Source organism: Pseudomonas sp. Root329, assembly GCF_001424925.1.
In the GTDB taxonomy this organism is placed as follows: Bacteria; Pseudomonadota; Gammaproteobacteria; order Pseudomonadales; family Pseudomonadaceae; genus Aquipseudomonas; species Aquipseudomonas arabinosi.
Window position 1 is genome coordinate 50,783 of sequence record NZ_LMCV01000017.1, and the last position, 17,143, is coordinate 67,925.

General features: G+C 59.3%; 12 protein-coding genes. 7 read left to right on the forward strand and 5 right to left on the reverse strand.

Annotated elements, in window-relative coordinates; genetic code table 11:
- The first annotated feature begins 17 nt into the window (after positions 1-17).
- Entirely contained in the window at positions 18-800 is a 783-nt protein-coding gene (gene otnI / locus ASC74_RS15780; RefSeq protein ID WP_056742284.1) for a 2-oxo-tetronate isomerase, read from the forward strand.
- A 4-nt stretch (positions 801-804) separates the two neighbouring features.
- Here the strand turns inward: otnI and ASC74_RS15785 are convergent, their stop codons facing one another.
- Positions 805-1,623: a DeoR/GlpR family DNA-binding transcription regulator gene (locus tag ASC74_RS15785; protein WP_056742286.1), complete on the reverse strand. Its 819-nt coding sequence runs from the start codon at positions 1,621-1,623 to the stop codon at positions 805-807.
- 214 nt (positions 1,624-1,837) lie between these two features.
- Between ASC74_RS15785 and nspC the strand changes: the two genes are divergently transcribed.
- The 4 genes from nspC (at position 1,838) to ASC74_RS15805 (ending at position 7,598) form a co-directional block, all read left to right on the forward strand.
- Entirely contained in the window at positions 1,838-2,935 is a 1,098-nt protein-coding gene (nspC, locus tag ASC74_RS15790) for a carboxynorspermidine decarboxylase (RefSeq protein ID WP_056742288.1), read from the forward strand.
- A 27-nt stretch (positions 2,936-2,962) separates the two neighbouring features.
- Entirely contained in the window at positions 2,963-4,198 is a 1,236-nt protein-coding gene (locus ASC74_RS15795) for a saccharopine dehydrogenase family protein (protein WP_056742289.1), read from the forward strand.
- Between the two features lie 318 nt (positions 4,199-4,516).
- Positions 4,517-6,238, forward strand: a complete 1,722-nt coding sequence (locus ASC74_RS15800) for a type I secretion system permease/ATPase (protein ID WP_056742292.1) — start codon at positions 4,517-4,519, stop codon at positions 6,236-6,238.
- Positions 6,231-7,598 carry an HlyD family type I secretion periplasmic adaptor subunit gene (locus ASC74_RS15805; protein ID WP_056742293.1) on the forward strand — a complete coding sequence of 456 codons (1,368 nt, stop codon included), beginning with the start codon at positions 6,231-6,233 and terminating at the stop codon, positions 7,596-7,598. The genes ASC74_RS15800 and ASC74_RS15805 overlap by 8 nt, the downstream gene beginning before the upstream one ends.
- A gap of 363 nt (positions 7,599-7,961) precedes the next feature.
- Here the strand turns inward: ASC74_RS15805 and ASC74_RS15810 are convergent, their stop codons facing one another.
- The 3 genes from ASC74_RS15810 to ASC74_RS15820 all read right to left on the reverse strand — a co-directional run bounded on the left by ASC74_RS15810 (position 7,962) and on the right by ASC74_RS15820 (position 14,104).
- A complete protein-coding gene (locus ASC74_RS15810; RefSeq protein ID WP_056742295.1) occupies positions 7,962-12,788 on the reverse strand; it encodes a M10 family metallopeptidase C-terminal domain-containing protein in 4,827 nt (1,608 codons plus the stop codon).
- 384 nt (positions 12,789-13,172) lie between these two features.
- Positions 13,173-13,751, reverse strand: coding sequence for an S-(hydroxymethyl)glutathione synthase (gene gfa / locus ASC74_RS15815; protein WP_056742297.1), 579 nt, complete (start codon positions 13,749-13,751; stop codon positions 13,173-13,175).
- A gap of 116 nt (positions 13,752-13,867) precedes the next feature.
- Positions 13,868-14,104, reverse strand: a complete 237-nt coding sequence (locus ASC74_RS15820) for a hypothetical protein (protein WP_056742331.1) — start codon at positions 14,102-14,104, stop codon at positions 13,868-13,870.
- A gap of 216 nt (positions 14,105-14,320) precedes the next feature.
- Here ASC74_RS15820 and ASC74_RS15825 point away from each other — a divergent pair, with 216 nt between their 5' ends.
- Entirely contained in the window at positions 14,321-14,662 is a 342-nt protein-coding gene (locus ASC74_RS15825) for a hypothetical protein (protein WP_056742299.1), read from the forward strand.
- 160 nt (positions 14,663-14,822) lie between these two features.
- Here ASC74_RS15825 and ASC74_RS15830 read toward each other — a convergent pair whose 3' ends face one another.
- Complete coding sequence (locus ASC74_RS15830; protein ID WP_056742302.1) at positions 14,823-15,716, reverse strand: class I SAM-dependent methyltransferase; 894 nt, start codon at positions 15,714-15,716, stop codon at positions 14,823-14,825.
- Between the two features lie 481 nt (positions 15,717-16,197).
- On the opposite strand from ASC74_RS15830, the gene ASC74_RS15835 reads away from it, so the two are divergent.
- The gene (locus ASC74_RS15835; protein WP_056742304.1) at positions 16,198-16,815 is read left to right on the forward strand and encodes a dTMP kinase; all 618 of its coding nucleotides are present in this window, start codon (positions 16,198-16,200) and stop codon (positions 16,813-16,815) included.
- Positions 16,816-17,143 lie beyond the last annotated feature (328 nt).

Sequence of the window (17,143 nt, forward strand, 5' to 3'; positions counted from 1 at the left end):
TAATCTCAGGAGCTACCATGCCTCGTTTTGCTGCCAACCTCAGCATGCTCTACCCGGAACATGCGTTTCTGGATCGATTCGCCGCCGCGGCCGCCGATGGTTTCGAAGCGGTGGAGTATCTGTTCCCCTACGACTACAGCGCTGAAGAACTCAAACAGCGCTTGAGCGACAACGGCCTGGTGCAGGCACTGTTCAACGCGCCGCCCGGTGATTGGGCGGCGAGCGAGCGGGGCACGGTGTCGTTGCCGGGTCGTGAGAGTGAATTTCGTAGCGGCTTTGATCGTGCCCTGGAGTACGCCGGCGTGCTGGGTAACTCGCGCATCCATGTCATGGCCGGCCTGCTGCCTTCCGAGAGTGATCGGGCACGGCATCACGCCATTTATCTGGAAAACCTGGCCTATGCCACGGCCCAGGCGGCCAAGGTCGGTATCACGGTGCTGCTGGAACCGATCAATACACGAGACATGCCGGGCTTTTTCCTCAACCGGCAGGACCAGGCGCAGGCCATCTGCAAGGAAGTGGGCGCCAGTAACCTGAAGGTTCAGTTCGACTGCTACCACTGCCAGATCGTCGAAGGTGACCTGGCCACCAAACTGCGTCGGGACTTCGACGGCATTGGCCACATCCAGATCGCCGGCGTGCCGGATCGACATGAGCCGGACCTGGGAGAAGTTAACTATCCCTATCTGTTCGAGTTGATCGACCAGTTGGGTTATGACGGCTGGGTAGGGTGCGAATACCGGCCGCGTGGCAACACGTCGGCCGGCTTGCAGTGGCTGCGTGACTGGAAGGCGCGCTAACGCCCTACGCGTTGCTATCAGAAGGCAGCAACAGTTCGACTCCCTGCTTGCGAATGCCATCGGCCGCGGCCGGGGTCAATGCATCGTCGCTGAGGATAATATCGAACTGCTCTAGCCCGGCAATCTTGTACATGCTGAACGTGCCGTATTTCGAACTGCTGGCCACCAGCACCACTTGCGAGGCCGACTGCATCGCGGCTTGTTTCACCTCCACCTTCAGGGCCGAAGGCGTGGTGAGGCCGCGACGCAAATCCCATGAGCTGGTCGATATGAACGCGATGTCGGTGACGACCTGGCGCAAGGTGGCCACCGCCAGGCCACCCACGCACGATTGATTGGAGTGGTCCAGCTGCCCGCCGGTATGAATCACCGTGACATGGGGGGCGTCGATCAGCGCCTGGACAATGCCGAAGTCGTTAGTCACCACGGTCATGCCGGACAGCGCCTTGATGTAGGGGACGATTTCCAGCGTGCTGGTTCCCGCATCCAGGTAGATCGTCATATCGGCATGCAGTAGCCGGGCGGCGAGCTTGGCCATGGACTGCTTCTGTGGCAACTCGACCACCGCCTTGAACTGATGGCTGGGCTCACTGTGGAGCTGGCTGGCGATCCGCACCCCACCCGTTACCGAATAGGCACGACCTTCCTGCTCCAGCAGCGCGATATCGCGACGTATGGTCATGTGCGAACAGTCGAACATTTCCATCAACTGATGCACGCTCAGCACCTGATGCTTGCGCAACTGTCGCAGCATCAATTCACGGCGCTGTTCAGGAATCATCGGTGCGCCGCTTTCGGCGGCGATGTCCTTTTGATTAGGCATTCGGGCTCCAGATTAAGGAAAGCTGACGGTAAAGCTAACGGTCAAACATAGTAGCGAATCTGTGGCGGGATCAGTAGCGCGGCGATGTGACGGGGCCTGGGACTAAAATTGAGTCACGTTTCGCGTGGAGAGCGCTTCCTGCTCTTTCGATATGCAGCGAGTGAAGGCACAATGCGCATCCTTTTTTGGCTGGCCTTGCCGGAGGCGCCTCGAAATGATCAAAACGCCGTACTACCTCATCGATAAACAAAAGCTGCTGGCGAACATGCAGAAGATCGCCTATGTGCGCGAACAATCCGGGGCCAAGGCGCTCCTGGCACTCAAGTGCTTCGCCACCTGGTCGGTGTTCGACCTGATGCAGCAATACATGGACGGCACCACGTCGTCGTCGCTCTATGAGCTCAAGCTCGGTCGACAGAAGTTCGCTGGCGAGACCCATGCCTACAGCGTGGCCTGGGCCGACGACGAAATCGAGGAGATGCTCGACAACTGCGACAAGATCATCTTCAACTCCATCGGCCAGTTGCAGCGCTACGCCGAGGCTTCAGCAGGCAAAGTGCGCGGTCTGCGGGTCAATCCGCAGGTGAGCAGCTCGGATTACCTGCTAGCCGATCCGGCGCGTCCGTTCAGCCGTCTGGGCGAGTGGGACCCGGTGAAGATCGAGCAGGTCATCGATCAGATCTCTGGCTTCATGTTCCACAACAACTGCGAGAACGGTGATTTCGGCCTGTTCGACCAGATGCTGTGCACCATCGAAGAACGCTTCGGCGACTTGCTGCACAAGGTCGAGTGGGTCAGCCTCGGTGGCGGTATCCACTTCACTGGCGAAGGCTATGCGATCGACGAGTTCTGCGCGCGCCTCAAGGCCTTCTCGCAGAAATACGGCGTGCAGGTCTACCTGGAACCAGGCGAAGCGGCCATCACGCAGAGCGCGTCGCTGGAAGTCACCGTGCTCGACACCCTCTACAACGGCAAGCACCTGGCGGTTGTGGACAGCTCCATCGAAGCGCATATGCTCGATCTGCTGATCTATCGCCTGAATGCCAAGCTGGCGCCCAGCGATGGCGAGCACACGTACATGGTGTGCGGCAAATCCTGCCTGGCCGGAGACATTTTCGGTGAGTATCAATTTGATCGTCCGCTGGCGATCGGGGATCGGCTGTCGTTCATCGACGCAGCGGGTTACACCATGGTCAAGAAGAACTGGTTCAACGGCCTGAAAATGCCGTCCATCGTAGTGAAACAACTCGACGGTACAGTCGAGGTGGTTCGTGAGTTTGGTTACAACGACTACATGTCCAGCCTTTCGTAAGCTGGCAGAGAAGGAGAGAGAGAAAAATTGAAGAAGAACGTGCTTATCATTGGTGCAGGAGGTGTCGCCAAGGTGGTGGCCCACAAGTGCGCGCAGCACAACGATGAACTCGGTCGTATTGCTATCGCGTCGCGCAACATCTCCAAGTGCCAGGCCATCATCGACAGCGTCAAGGCCAAGGGCAGCCTCAAAGTGCCCGCCGAAATCCAGGCCTTCTCGCTGAACGCCATGGATGTCGAAGCGACCAAGGCGCTGATCCGCGAAACCGGATCGCAGATCGTCATCAACGTCGGTTCCGCCTTCCTCAACATGTCGGTGCTGCGCGCCTGCATCGATACCGGCGTGGCCTATCTGGACACCGCCATTCACGAAGAGCCGGGCAAAATCTGCGAGACGCCGCCCTGGTATGGCAACTACGAGTGGAACCACCTCGAAGAGTGCAAAGAGAAGAACATTACCGCCATTCTCGGCGTGGGCTTCGACCCGGGTGTGGTCAACGCCTATGCAGCACTGGCGCAACAACAGTATTTCGACCGCATTGATTCGATCGACATTCTCGACGTCAACGCCGGTTCCCATGGCAAGTATTTCGCCACCAATTTCGACCCGGAAATCAACTTCCGCGAATTCACCGGACAAGTGTGGAGCTGGCAGAACAGTCAGTGGACCAGCAACACGATGTTCGAAGTCAAACGCACCGATGACCTGCCGGTCGTAGGCGCGCAGAACCTGTACCTGACCGGCCACGATGAAGTGCACTCGCTGTCGAAGAACCTCGACGTGCCCAACGTGCGTTTCTGGATGAGCTTCGGCGAGCACTACATCAATGTGTTCACCGTGCTCAGGAACCTCGGCCTGCTCTCCGAGCAACCGGTCAAGACCGCCGAGGGCCTGGAAGTTGTGCCGCTGAAAGTGGTCAAGGCCGTGCTGCCTGATCCGAGCTCGCTGGCGCCCGGCTACACCGGCAAGACCTGCATCGGCGATCTGGTCAAGGGCACCAAGGATGGACAGCCGCGCGAGGTGTTCATCTACAACGTGGCTGATCATGAAGACGCTTACGCGGAAACTGACAGCCAGGGCATTTCCTATACCGCAGGCGTGCCGCCCGTGGCAGCAGCCCTGCTGGTCGCCCGCGGCGAGTGGGACGTGCAGCGCATGGCCAACGTCGAGGAGTTGCCGGCTGAGCCGTTCCTCAAGGCACTGGATGTGATGGGCCTGCCGACCCGCATCAAGGACGAGAATGGAGATCGTCCGTGGAGCTGAAACGCTTGAGACTCGCAACAGACAGTTGAACCGAGTTTCCCGCTCCATACGCAAAAACGCCGCTCTTTGAGCGGCGTTTTTGTTTGTGCGTAATGGGGAATGCAACATTCCCGCCCGTCACCCACATGCAAACCCAGCCCGTCGAACCGGCACTAACCCGTGGATGCGTGGTCAGTAATTGGCGCCTGAAGCGACGAGGATCGTCTCTGATTAGCGGCGCATCCGGCTACGTTTAGTGTTTTCTCCAATACCTTGGGGCAAAAAAACTCGCGATGGATTGCGTCCTGGACCGACTTTTCCTTTTGCGGGCGACACTCTATGGGTTTGCTTCTCGATCCGCGTCATGACATTGATGCCGCTTTATTAAGCTATCGCCGAGTGTTCTGGTCGCTGGCGCTGTTCAGTGGGGTGATCAACCTGCTGGTGCTGGTGCCGTCGCTCTACATGATGCAGGTGTACGACCGGGTCCTCAGCAGCCGCAACGAAACCACCTTGTTCATGCTCACCTTGATCGCCCTGGGACTGTTCATGTTCAGCGCCTTGATCGAGTGGGCACGCGGCGAGGTGATGATTCGCATGAGCGCGGGGCTGGACGACGCATTGGGCGAGCGGATTTTCGACGCTGCCTTCGCCCGCAGCCTGCGCGAGCACAACGCCAACCCGGCGCAGGTGCTCACCGATCTGGCGACACTGCGGCAGTTGATCACCGGCCAGGGCCTGATCGCCTTGCTCGATGCGCCGTGGTTGCCAATCTTCCTGCTGGTGGCGTTCATCTTTCATCCCTGGTTCGGCGTGCTGACGCTGGTTCTGGCCCTGGTGCTGATCGGCCTGGCGCTGTGGGGCGAGTTGGCGACTCGAGCGCGTCTGGGCGAAGCCAATCGCCTGGGCGTGCAGTCGTCGATCTATGTAAACAGCACGTTACACAATGCCGAAGTCATCCAGGCCCTCGGCATGCTCGGGCCGTTGCGCCAGCGTTGGAGCCTGCTGCAGCAACGGATCATTGCCGCCCAGGCCCATGCCAGCGACCGTGGCGCGCGTATCACTTCGATGACCCGTTTCGTGCGCATCTCCGGACAGTCTCTGGCCTTGGGCCTGGGGGCGTTGCTGGTGCTTGAAGGCCAATTGTCGGCAGGCATGATGATTGCGATGTCGCTGCTGCTGGGGCGTGCCCTGGCTCCCGTGGAAATCGCCATTGGCTCGTGGAAGCAATTCAACTCCGGCCGCCAGAGCTATCAGCGCCTGAGCCAACTGCTTGCCCAGCATCCGCGCGAGCGCCTGCGCATGCCTTTGCCACCGCCCACCGGCGCGGTGCGCCTGGAGCAGTTGTATGTCGGCCCGCCCGGCGCCTCGCAACCGATCCTGCGGGGCATCAATTTCAGCCTGGCCAAAGGGGATGTGCTCGCCGTCGTCGGCCCCAGCGCCAGTGGTAAATCGACGCTGGCCAGGGCGCTGGTCGGCGTATGGCCGGCCATGGGCGGCTCGGTGCGTCTGGACGACGCCGAGATCAGTCAATGGTCCCACGACGCCCTGGGCCCGCACCTTGGATACCTGCCGCAGGACATCGAGCTGTTCGACGGCAGTGTGGCCGACAACATTGCCCGCTTCGGCGAGCAGGACGCCGACCAGATCATCGCCGCCGGGCGTCACGCCGGCATTCACGAGATAATCCTGAGGTTCCCCAAGGGTTACGACACGCCGCTGGGTCCCGGCGGGCTTGGCTTGTCCGGTGGACAAAAGCAACGCCTCGGCCTGGCGCGCGCGCTCTACGGGCGCCCGGCGCTGATCGTGCTCGATGAACCCAACTCCAACCTCGATGAAGCCGGAGAGTTGGCACTGGTGCAGGCCATCAGTGCGCTCAAGGCTGCTGGCAGCACCGTGGTGCTGATTACGCATCGGCCTAATGTGCTGGCGGTGGTCGATTACATCCTGGTGCTCAAGGACGGCACTCAACAAGCATTTGGTCCACGGGATCAGGTAATCAAAGCATTGATGCCGGGGCCAAGACCGGCCGCGGTCAGGGAGACTGGCGAAGATGCGTGATCTGACCCCTGGGGCACAAACGTACAGCGAGCAGGGGCCGAGCGTGCGCGGCGCCACAACGCTGCCCGCCAGTACCGATGCCGGGGGGGCTGCACGTTATGGTGTCGGCTTCCTGGTCCTGACGCTGGGCGGCTTCCTGCTTTGGGCCTGCCTGGCGCCGCTCGACCAGGGTGTCGTGGGCAGCGGCACCGTGGTGGTGGCGGGCGAACGCAAGGCTGTGCAGTCGTTGGTCGGCGGGGTGGTGGAAAAGCTGCTGGTCAGCGATGGCGACCGCGTCACCCAGGGGCAGTTGCTGGTGCAGCTCAATACGGTGCAGGCGCAGTCGCAACGGGACGTAACCCTGGGCAAGTTGCTCAACGATCGCAGCGTCGAGGCGCGGTTGATTGCCGAGCGCCTGGGCTCAGCCGAGATCCAATGGCCCGCTGATCTGCTGGAACGCGCCGACGAGCCGCGGGTCAAGGCTTCCATGGCCTTGCAGAGCCAGTTGTTTTTGACCCGCCGCGCAGAACTGGGCAGCCGCTTGCAGATCATCGAACACGAAGCCGCGGCATTGCAGCAGCAATTGCTCGGCTACGAAGGCGTCAAGCGCAACTACGACACGCAGATGCGCTTCCAGCAACAAGAGCTGGAAGGCCTGCGTGAATTGGCCCGTGAAGGCTACATTCCGCGCAACAAACTCTTCGAGGCCGAACGCAACGCAGCCCAATTGGCCGGGCAGATTTCCTCCGGGGTGGGCGATGTTGGCAGGACCCGACAGGCGATCAATGAAAGCCGGCTCAAGGCCTTGCAGGCGCAGCAGGAATTTCGCCGCGATGCCGAAACCCAGCTCAGCGAGGTCTCTGCCGAAGCAGCAGGTTATGCCGATCAGATTCGTGCCTTGCAGTTTGAAGTCGACAACGGTGCGATCCGTGCGCCGGTGTCCGGGCAGGTCATGGACGTGAACATTCATACGGTCGGGGGCGTTGCGCAGGCCGGCCAAACCCTGATGCAGGTGGTGCCGCTGGATGCGCCGATGGCGATCACCGCGCGTTTCGAGCCGCTGATGGCCAATAAGTTGCGCCCGGGTCTGCCGGTGCATGTGCATTTCACCGCGCTGCAACGGGTGGATACGCCGACGATTACCGGCACGGTGACTACGGTGTCGGCGGACCAGTTGATCAATGAACAGACGCACCAGCCGTACTTTTCCGCCAAGGTCGAAATTCCCGCCGACACCGTCGCCTCGCTGCAGGCCGCCGGCCTGCTGGTGCGCCCCGGCATGCTCGCCGATGTCACGGTGGTGACGGGGGAACGCACCTTGATGAATTACCTGATGAAACCTTTGCGTGAACGCTTGCTTGCGGCCTTCAAAGAGGAATGAGCATGACCGCTGCGTACGACGCCTCGCCACATTGGGTCTGTGGTAATGCCAGTCAGTTAAGCCGAAACGCGATCCTTGTAGCAGCTGGCGAAGCCTGCGTTCGGCTGCGCAGCAGTCGTGAAACCTGAGTGCCCGGTGGGTCTGACACACCGCACTATCTGACTTTACGACTGCTGCGCAGCCGAACGCAGGCTTCGCCAGCTGCTACAGGGTATGCGTGCTGCTGAAACTGCTTAACTGACTGGCATTAGGGGCTTTTTCGGGCACTGCAATTCCCTTGTGGGAGCGAGCTTGCTCGCGATAGCGGTGGATCAGTCAGCCTCCATGCCGAATGTACCGCCGCCTTCGCGGGCAAAGTGCAACTCAGGCTGTAAAGTCGCTGGCGTGCAGCTCCTTGACGCCCACCAGTTCGAATTCGAACTCGGGGGTGGCGTCGGCGTTGACACTGCCTTGGAGAATGCCATCGGCAAATCGCACTTGGCCGGTGGCGTTGGTGGGGTCGAAGGCGTTGCTGCCGATGAACGTGAAGGCGTCGACAGTGGGGGTCAGCGGGTTGGCATCCAGGCCGGTAAGATCCAGATGATCACCCTCGGTGGTCTTGAAACCGCTGATCACATCGCGCAAAGCCCCGACGCCCATGTCCGACAGCGCACCAAACGCGTAGGTATCCGCGCCAGTGCCACCGGTGAGGTTGTCGGTGCCTGCACCGCCGATCAGCCGGTCATCGCCCGAACCGCCCACCAGCGTGTCGTTGCCCGCACCACCGTTCAGAACGTTCGCGGCGCTGTTGCCCGACAGACTGTCGGCGTAGGCGCTTCCCGTCACGTTTTCCAAGAATTTCAGGGTATCGAGCCCGGAACCCACGGTGTTTTGTTGCGCTGACGTCGAGAGGTTTACGGTAACGCCGGACAGGGCGTGCTCAAAGGACACCGTGTCAATGCCATCGCGTCCGTCCAGCACGTTGTTGCCGGCACCGGCGAACAGCGTGTTGTCCAGCGCGTTACCCGTGCCATTGGCGGCGCCAGTGCTATCGATATACAGACGCTCGACGTTGTTGCCGAGGGTATAGGCCGCCAGTCTGCTGTGCACGCTGTCGATTCCTCCAGCCACTGCATTGCTGTTGGTCTCGATCACGATGTCGTCGGCGTTGTCGACATAGTAGGTGTCGTTGCCATCCCCGCCGCTCATGCTGTCGTCCCCCGCGGCACCATCGAGCACGTTATTGGCGGCATTGCCGGTGATGAAGTTATGCCGCTCATTGCCGGTGCCGTTGATGGCCGACACGCCGGTGAGCACCAGGTTCTCGAGATTGGCGCCGAGGGTCCAGCTGACCGAGGCCAGCACCGTATCGATCTGCGAGGTCGAGGTGTTGGTTTCCACCACGCGGTCGGACGCGTTATCGACCACATAGACGTCGTTGCCATCACCACCGGTCATGGTGTCGGCGCCCAGGCCGCCATCCAGTTTGTCGTTGCCCGAACTGCCCACCAGGGTATCCGCCTGGCTGGTACCGGAAATCATGTTCTGAGCGTTGTCGAAAATGTCCTGCACGCTGTTGTTGTCGTTGGGGTTGCCCTGGAAGCCAAGGTCATTGGCAATGTAGTCGGCCAGGCGCTGGCCGACGATCTCCGCCGACTCCTCGTGCAGGTGCCAGACGTCGTCGGGATACGCCAGTGGATCGACTTCGTGGCGCAAGGGGAGGTCGGTGTAGTCCACCGCCAGCTGGACGTCGGCGCGCTCGGCGGCGATGGCTTCCTGGGCGGCGCGGACATAGCCAACCCCCTCGACGATGGAGGCAATCTTGTCTTCTGAATAACCACGGGTACGCGCCGCGTCCTGCTCGTAGTGACCGGTTTCCATCATGTACACACTGAAGTTGCCGAGCTGGGCATGCAGGTAATCAAACACCTTCAAGGTCGCAGCCTTGTAGGCCGCTGCCGCCGCTGGTTTGTCCGTGGCGCGGGCGATCTCCTGGGCGGCTTCCTCGCCCTGCCCCCAAATGATGCCCATGGTGACGTTATTGATCGATTGCAGTTCGGTGAGCTGGTCCCGGAGCAGCGTCACGGCGCGCAACAGCGCAGCCCCGGGTTGGTTGGTGTCGGTCAGCCACCAGCACAACTTGAGTTCCTCGGCGCTGAGCGTCGACAGGCCGGTGACCGTGCTGCCGCCCACCGCGATGTCGATGCCGTTGCCGTCGGCATCGGTGAACTGGCTGCGCACGTCATAGGGGGTGTAGCGGCCCAGGTCATTGACCAGCATCGAGGTGCCGGACTGATTGTCGTCCTCTGTCATGCGCAGCAGGCGCGCATTGGATTGGCCAAGGGTGGGCACATAGAGGATGTTCTGCTGGGCGCGCTCGCCGAACACGAAGTCGCTGGCGGTCAGGGTGTTGAGGTAGTTGCCGTTGAGGGCGATTTCAAAACGATTGCCATCGGCATCCGCTTCGGCGGACTTGATGTAGGTCTTGTCGCCGGCCGCGTTGAGGGTGATGTACAGCGTGCCATTGCTGCCATCGCCGAGGCCGATAAAGCCCAGGCTCGAAACATCGATCTTGTCGACGCCCGCGGTGAAGTCATAAATCGTGTCGGTGGCCGTGACACCGCCGGTGTCGTAGTCGCGGTAGCTGTCGAGTACGTTGGTGTAGCGGAAGGCGTCGGCACCGTCGCCGCCGTACAGCGAATCGCGTCCGGCGCCGCCGTCGACGATGTCCGCGCCGGTGCCGGCCTTGATTGTGTCGTTGCCACCGAGGCCGAGGATCAGGTCTGCGCCCGCCGTGCCATTGAGGGTTTCGGCATTGTTGGTGCCAGTGATGGTGTTGGCAGGCGCATCGGCCACTACCAACGCGAAGCTATCGCTGACCGATGCACCGGCCGGGTCCGTGGCTTTGACCAGCACGTTGTAATTGCCGGACGCGGTGCTGGTCGGTGTGCCGGTGAACGTCAGGTTGGTGACGTTGAAACTCAGCCACGCGGGCAGGGCGCTGCCATCGGCCAGGGTCGCGGTGTAGCTGAGGCTGTCATTATCCGGATCGGTGAAGCTGGTGGCCGGCACCGCGTAGCTGAACGAGGTGTTTTCGGTCGCGTTCTGATCCAGCAACGCCGTTGCCAGCACCGGCGCATGGTTGACCGTTGGCGAAGTGGCAAAGACGAAATTGGCGCTGGTCAGCTTGCCGAGGTAGTTGCCGTCCAGTGCCACCTCGAACCGGTTGCCATTGGCGTCGGCGGTCAGGGACTTGATGTAAGTCTTGGTGCCGGCACTGTTGAGCGCCACGTACACGGTGTTGTTCTTGCCATCCCCCAGGCCGGTGAAACCTATGGCCGAGAGGTCGATCTTGTCGGCGGTGATATCGAAGTCGGTGATCAGGTCGCCAAGGTTGGCGCCGCCGGTGTTGTAGTTGCGATAACTGTCCAGACGGTTGGAGAACACGAAGGTGTCCGCCCCGGCGCCGCCGGTGAGGGTGTCCATACCGGCACCGCCGTCGAGTTTGTCGTCGCCCGCGCCGCCACTGAGGCTGTCGTTACCTGCCAGGCCGAGCAGGGTGTCGGCCGAATCGCTACCCAGCAGCGAGTCGCTGCCGCTGGTGCCGGTGATCACCCGATTAAAGATGAAGTTATTGGCCGTCAGGGTGCTGGCGAGGTTGCCCGAGAAAACCAACTCGAAGCGATTGCCGCTGGCGTCGGCATCGTAGTCCTTGAGGTAGGTGCGGTCGTTGCTGGCGCTGTAGCTGACCTGCAAGGTGCCGCCACGGCCGTTGCCCAGGCCCGTGAAGCCGAGGCCGGCGAGGTCGATCTTGTCCTGGGTGACGTCGAAGTCGGTGATGGTGTCATCGAAGCTTGCGGTTGCGTTGCGGTAACTGTCGGACTGAGCGACGAAACGGAAGGTATCGGCGCCAGTACCGCCGGTGAGTTTGTCGATGCCTGCGCCACCCACCAGAATATCGCCACCGGCCCCGCCATTGATGGTGTCGTTGCCGGCACCGCCGTAGAAAATCTCGCTGGCGGCGCTGCCCAGCAGGGTGTCGTTGCCAGCCGTGCCTTGCACGGTGGTCATCGGCACCGTGGCGCTGACGTAGCTGCCGTCACCATAGACCAGCGTGGCACCGTTGCTGGTGTGGCTGATGGTGTTGCCAATAATGGCGTTGCGATCGGTGCCGTCCTCATTGCGCTCTGCAACGCCGTAGGTCGACAGGTTACTGCCGCTGATGATGTTGCCCTGGATGGTGTTGTCGCTGCCGTTGAAGTACTTGCCGGACACGCCGAGGGTATCGTCGTAGGACTGGATGATGATTTCCGGTACGGGGTTGCCCAGGGAGTTGTTGTTGAGCGTGTTGTCGATGATCTCGACGTGGTTGCTGCCGTAGATGCGGATCCCGGCGCTGGTGTTGTCGTGGATATCGACGCCGCTGACGGTCACGTCGCTGGACAGCTTGATCAGCACCCCTTCGGCGCCGTTGCCGTACACCGCGCCGCCGGTGATGGTGATGTTGCTGGGGGAGGGGATGTTCTCGCTGCCGCGCTGCACGACGATGCCATTGCCGCCATTGTTGTAGGCAATGTTGTTGGTGAGGGTGAAGTCGTGGGTACTGGTGACGACGTTGAAACCGTGGCGGTCATTGTCGTAGGCGACGTTGTTTTCGAAGGTGCTGTCGCTGAGGAAGTCAGCAACGAAGCCGTCCAGGCCATTGCCGTGGGACACGCTGTTCTTGATGACCATGTTGACGGTCTGCTCGTGGGGGTCGAAACCGTACCCGGAGCAATCCTTGATCTCGACGCTGTCGAGGGTGACGTTGGAGTCGTGGCCTTCTACGCCGGGAATGTAGCCGTTGAACCAACCGTCGATCTTGCCGGTGGTGTGGTCGCGATTACCGTCGATGGTGAGGTTGCTGACGCCAAAGTCGTGGGTTTCCTCGCCATAGGCCGAGCGGATGACACCCGTGATCTTGGTGTCGGAGCCGTCAGCCACCTTGACGGTGGTTTTGCCCATGCCGTCGCCGTACAGGTAGACGTTGCTCTTGAGCATCAGGCAACCGTCGGAGGGTTCCTCGCCACCCGAAACGATATAAGTTCCGGTCGGTACATACACCTGCCCCCCGCCTGCGGCGGCCGCTGCATCAATCGCGCTTTGTATCGCCGCCGTGTCGTCAGTGATGCCATCTCCTTTGGCGCCAAAATTTTGCACATTGAAAATCATGAGCTTATCTCCGTATCAGGCTAAAACCTCGGAAAATGCCAATATTCCATCGACAGCTACCGTGTTATGACCCAACGGAGCGCAAAAGTTGTGACCACATATCGGGGAAGTGTCAAAAACCTGATCTTGCTGATCAGCGGTTGTTAGGAAAGGCAAGGGAGATAACGTTATTTTGACACTGGCTCCGGCGGCAAACGCCGCCTCGTCGGGAGCGGGATCGCGAAGACAATGGCGTTATTGATCAGACCGAGCGTGTTTTGCGCTTTGAGCTGGACAGCCTTGCGCCGAACGCCACGGCGAGAACCTGTGGGTACGATCCGCTCAGCTGAGATTTTCGGGATGTCGGGGCCGCGGTCCGACGAAGAAACCGCGGCGACTGAACAATCAGGCGGCGGGGAGCACGCCTTTTTGTTTGGCGACATGAGTCGCCATTGCGTCCATCAAATCCGGGGACAGGCAGTCGTAGGGCTCCAGGCCGATCTCGCGCAGGCGCTCACGGATGGCCTTCATTTGCGCTGGCGGTGTGCCGGTTTCGATGATGGAGGACACGAACGCCGCGAAGCCCGGCGCAGCCCATCCGCTCTGAGGAGAGAGTTCGGTGTGGACGAAGTCCAGGCCATAAAACGCATGGTCCTTGTTCTCGATGCGCCCGAAGAGATGGGCGTGGCACTGCTTGCAGGCGTGCCGCTGGATGGTGGCGGTGTCGTCGACAATTTCCAGTTTTTCGCCATGGGCAATGACGCTGACCTTATCCCGAGGTACTACGGCAATGACGGCGAATGTCGCGTTTTGCGGTTTCCAGCATTTGCTGCAGCCGCACGCGTGGTTATGCAGGGTTTGTGCGTCGATCTTGACCTCGACCTTGTCGGTCGCACACAGGCATTGCAGGGTGCCGCCTGTGAAATTCGCGGCGGCGGGTTGGATACCGTTGTCCAGTGCGGGGTGAAGTTTCAAGGTGTTCACGTTGGCTTCTCCGTTTCAGGGGGTTAGACGAACGTGCCTGGGGCCGGGCAGTTGCCTCCGGGTAGGCCTGAGAAAATCATAGCTCAACGGCACACTAGCAGCTGATTAGTCGGGCGCTAAAGCCACGTATTCAGCACTCGCCGATCCAGCTCCTCCCAATCCGCCATGCCCAACACCCGCGTGGTGTTCAACCCGCGCAAATAACCGCGCAACTGATTGGCGGTGGCCCGCGCAAGCTCCGGGTCAGGCGCGTTTTCGCCCAACAGTACGGTTTCGTATTGGATCAGGTACTCGGCCACCCGGTCACGGAAATCGGGCAAAACGGCGTCGCGGATCAAATCAAAAGTTCTCAAGGTGAAATCCTCATCAATCTTTTCTAGTTGTGATTGAGTGTGCAGCCGCCTGCACGGCGCGCAACTATTGCTAGAAGTAATAGTGACCATTACGAAACGCAAGTTCTGATTTGTCGGCAATAGTTGGAAAATCGCCTCCATCGAACACGCGACTCAAGAAATTCCGCGATGACCGTTGCTTGGTGAACCGAACCTTTTATTTTTTGGATGAGACCGATGCGCCCTTTATTCGTGCCTGCCATGGTGTTTGCCTCTTTGTTGCTCGCCGGTTGTGCCTCCGCGCCGAACGACCCGACCCTGACCTTGCAGACCAGCAAGACCCCTGCCCAATACGCCGAGTGCGTTGTACCGAAATTGCAGGGCAGTGCGTTGAACCCGACCGTCTCGCAGACCCAGCACAGTTACCGGATCGTGGTGTCGAGCAAAGTCTCGGCGGACAACGTGCTGGAAGCCTACAAGGCGGGGAACGGCGGCAAGGTGTTCATCTACGAGCGGCACTTGCTCGCCTCGAACTTCCTGCCTTCAAGTTTTGAACGCGCCGCGCAGGATTGCATCTGACCCCGGCCCGTAAACGCTTTTCATAGCGCTCCTTTGGTTGGCCGCAACCAACCAAATTTTTGCCCCGCACCGCATTCGGTTGCGGGGCTTTTTTTCTGAGAATGAACAAAGGCTTGTCTTTGATTCAAATGGAAGAGGGGGTAATGATTTCATTCCCGCCTTAGCTCCGGGTGAGTAGTAGGTAGATCACATTGCGATAGGGGTCGAAATACAAGCAGGAGTGTGGTGATGAGTCCGCAGGTATGAACGCCCTCATCTGTTCGCGCGTCCTGAGCACGAGCTTCCAGTCCATGAAAGCTTCCATGTAGCCCCGCCCCCAGTTGTCCGGTGTAAAGTTTGCGATCAGGAGTTGACCTCCTGGATTCAGTTTACCCATCAGCCAAGCTGTAAGCGCCATTGCCTGGGCGCGATTAAGGTAGTCATAGATGCCAATACTGTAGATGAAGTCGAATCCATCGTAATCATCACTTTCAGGCAGCTTCTTGACACTGCACTCCCACTTGATGATTTTCGAGTACGTTAGAGTGGCAAGCCTCAGCGTCTCTGCATCATTATCAAATGCGACGAAGCGCTGGATCCGCTGTCGGGTCTCGGGTTTGAGAAGCTCCAGTTCTCGGCAGTGGCCACAAGCGAAGCTCATGATAGAAAGCGTTTCCCGATGGGATGCCAGCCGCTCAATCAGGCCTGCAATGTGCTCACGGCGCCAGCGTACGCTCAGTGCATTTGGGCTTGAGGTGACAACCTCAAATATTAATTTTCCGATCGCGCTGGAGTCGGGAGGCGGGTTCTGAAAGTAGGCGTAATCCAGCATTACAGCATCCCCTGGGTAGCCTCTGGGCTTTTCGAAAGCTCGTGAGGTGTAGGGGTCTTCCTGGAGTAGTTGAAAAATCGGATGTTCACGACATTGATCGACTATGTCGTCCTGCCAGAGCGTGTCGGGCAAGCTTTGGCGGTACTCCGTTAGCAGCTCGGTCATGCAAGTGATGGCGTGCATATGGTCGCCACCGAGAATTTCTTGCTGGAAAATATCAAGTTCGCTAATCAGGCCTCTCATCATCAACCTCCGCTGCGCCGCAAAGTAGGTGAGCCACGGTTGTAGATTAGTAGAACCGGTGCGGTGCAGTACCTCACACGGAGAGTCGCATTGCGAATCTGCGCATTGCATCGACCCCACTGAATAGGGTGAGGACAAGGGTGGAAACGAGCGCTGTACTCGATCTTATCGGTCGACTGGAGGAGGGGAGTGACCATACCGAGTATTTCTCGGTAAGACGCTTGCTTCCGTCGTGGAGGTCATCGATAAAAAGCGAGCAGACTATGAACGTCGTCGCAAACTGCATCCGCTTGACCTAGATTCCTGATCTTGAGGTCTAGACAGCAACCCTGGATTTTGAGACGCGTTAGTCAGAAACCAAGTTAAAGTGTTCATCAATGTCTGTTCATAAGGTCCCTCCACTCGATTTGCGTAGTCGCGCCAAGCGGTTCCAGCGAACGAACCGGGCAAAAAAAACCGTATATCAATCGTTGTTTGAAGAATGAATCGTCCGCTGTTTGTTTCTCTAGATGGGCCCAAGGGAGCCGGCAAAACCACACTGTTGGAAGCCGTGACGAAAGTACTGAGGGCAGACAACAAAAAGGTGATCCGACTTTGCGAGAAAAAAAGCGATCCCTATAGGGGTGAAACAATGACCCTCGTTAACAAGCTCGTCAGAAATCCCACCCGGGATTTGGAGTTGAGGGTTTGTGAGCGCTTTGCTGATAGCCGTACCTGGATTTCCCGGCACGTGCTGACTAAACAGCCACCAGACAGCATCATCTTGATCGATCGCTGGTACCCGTCTGATGCCGCGTTTCGCCGGATAGTCCCGTTTGCAGAGATTCTACAGTTGAACATTGATCGAAACGTGCGAGTGCCAGACCTGCATGTCGGGGTTGTCACCGCCCCTGATATTTCGTGGGCAAGGGCTGCGGCACGAGGCCGTGGGCTGGGCAGTACTGTGATCCATAAGCTGGAAGAACATGTCGCTTGTACAAAGGCGTTCGAGCAAGCAATTGCAGATCACGGCTGGGTTTTATGCCGTAACGAAGGAACGATCGAAGACGCAACGATGCAGGTGATTTCGGAGATCTATAGAGTCCTTCGATGCCCATAGGCGAAGCTCGCTGCGCCGGCCTTGATCAGACGGTACGAGCGTCGATTGCTGGAGATGCATGCCAAGAGGAAAGCGGACAGTAGGGAAACGGGCAGGACCTATGCGCATCTATAGAGTAATACCTGATTTAACTTATGGGCGATGTCAGATGTTCATAGTTCCAAAAAATCCTTTGAGAATAAGGATTTTAAACTAGAAAAACTAAGCGCAGGCTCTCCAAAACTTGTTCATGACCGACTGTTCCGTCCACGGCGGTGCGTAGGTTTATCACCGTACGGGCAGCCTTCTGAACTGGCCTAATAATTCCGGACACCTCTTAAGGGCGATA